Origin of the sequence: Bacillus salacetis (assembly GCF_003581585.1) — a bacterium.
Classification (GTDB): domain Bacteria; phylum Bacillota; class Bacilli; order Bacillales; family Bacillaceae_B; genus Rossellomorea; species Rossellomorea salacetis.
In genome coordinates this window covers 1-1,478 of sequence record NZ_QXIR01000080.1, presented here as the reverse complement: position 1 = coordinate 1,478, position 1,478 = coordinate 1, and the positions used below count along the sequence as shown (strand labels likewise).

2 protein-coding genes are annotated in these 1,478 nt (G+C 36.5%); both read left to right on the top strand.

Features of this window, described 5'->3' with window-relative positions; genetic code table 11:
• Positions 1 to 53 precede the first annotated feature (53 nt).
• The gene (locus D3H55_RS23610; protein WP_119549770.1) at positions 54 to 617 is read left to right on the top strand and encodes a helix-turn-helix domain-containing protein; all 564 of its coding nucleotides are present in this window, start codon (positions 54 to 56) and stop codon (positions 615 to 617) included.
• Positions 581 to 1,447 carry an IS3 family transposase gene (locus tag D3H55_RS23605; RefSeq protein ID WP_119549769.1) on the top strand — a complete coding sequence of 289 codons (867 nt, stop codon included), beginning with the start codon at positions 581 to 583 and terminating at the stop codon, positions 1,445 to 1,447. Before D3H55_RS23610 ends, D3H55_RS23605 begins: the two co-directional genes overlap by 37 nt.
• Positions 1,448 to 1,478 lie beyond the last annotated feature (31 nt).

Below are 1,478 nucleotides of genomic sequence, written 5' to 3'. Positions count from 1 at the left end.
GGTACCGACCCCCGAAAGTTAGAGTGAAAAATCTAACCTTCGGGGGTGTTTTTATGGCTAAATACAATGAAGAATTTAAAATGAAGCTTGTTACCGAGTATTTAGAAGGCAACATGGGGTATGGATCATTGGCAAAAAAATATAATATGGGCAGTCAGACCACTATACGTGAATGGGTGAATGTCTATAAATCTCAGGGGATAAATGGGTTAAAACGAAGTATGACGAAAAAGGAGTATTCTGTTCAATTTAAATTAGGTACGATACAATTTATATTAAATACAGGTGCTTCTTATTTAGAGGCTGCGGTTCACTTCAATATGAACACCCCTTCCTTAATCGTACGATGGATGAAAGAGTTTCATGAACAAGGAGTAGAAGGCCTGAATTCAAAATTAAAGGGGCGACCTTCTATGTCTAAAAAACCCAGTAAACAAAAGCAAAAGGAAGACAAAAAGGGAACACGTGAAGAAGAATTGGAACGAGAGAATGAACTACTTAGGTTAGAAAATGCTTACCTAAAAAAGCTGAGAGCTTTTCGGGAAAATCCGAATGCCTTCCACGAAAAGCACAAGCAAAAGTGGCATTTGCACTCAAAGAAGAAGGATTCCGATTGAAGGATATCTTCCTTGTTGTAGGAATACCTGAAGCAACTTATCATTATCATGTTAAAAACTTTGTGAAAGAAGATCCGGACACAGAACTAAAAGAACTCATAACCAACCTATTTAAGGAGTTTCATGAACGCTATGGTTATAAACGTATTACGAAGGAATTAAAAAAGTTAGAACATCATGTTAATCATAAAAAAGTATATCGACTTATGCGAGAACTAGGATTGAAATGTGTAAAATTTATGCGGAAATCTCGTAAATACAATTCCTATAAGGGTAAGATTGGGAAGGTTGTGAAAAATCGACTATCCCGCCGTTTCAATACACCAATTTCTCTTCAAAAATTAGTAACCGACATCACTGAATTTAAATGTCTTGGGGAAGAGAAGTTATATTTAAACCCAATTCTTGATCTTTACAACGGAGAGATTATAGCGTTTGGAATTAGGAAACGTCCAACACTAGATCTAGTCATGGAACCTTTAGAAGAAACGATGGGGATAATAAAAAATAATGCAACCCACCGCACTACTATCCATTCTGATCAAGGCTGGCATTACCAACATAACTCATGGGTGAGGTTATTAAAGGAAAATAAAATATTTCAAAGTATGTCACGCAAAGCAACCTGTGCAGACAATGCTTCGATGGAAAATTTCTTTGGGATATTAAAGCAAGAAATGTATTATGGGGAAGAACTAATAAGCTATGAAGAGTTAAAAAGCCGAATTCACAAATATATTCACTGGTACAATCATGACCGGTCAAAAGAAAGATTGGCTGGGATGAGCCCTGTTGAATATCGAACTCACTCCAGCCAATCAGCTGCATAATAAAAACTCTAACTTTTGGGGGTAAGCACCT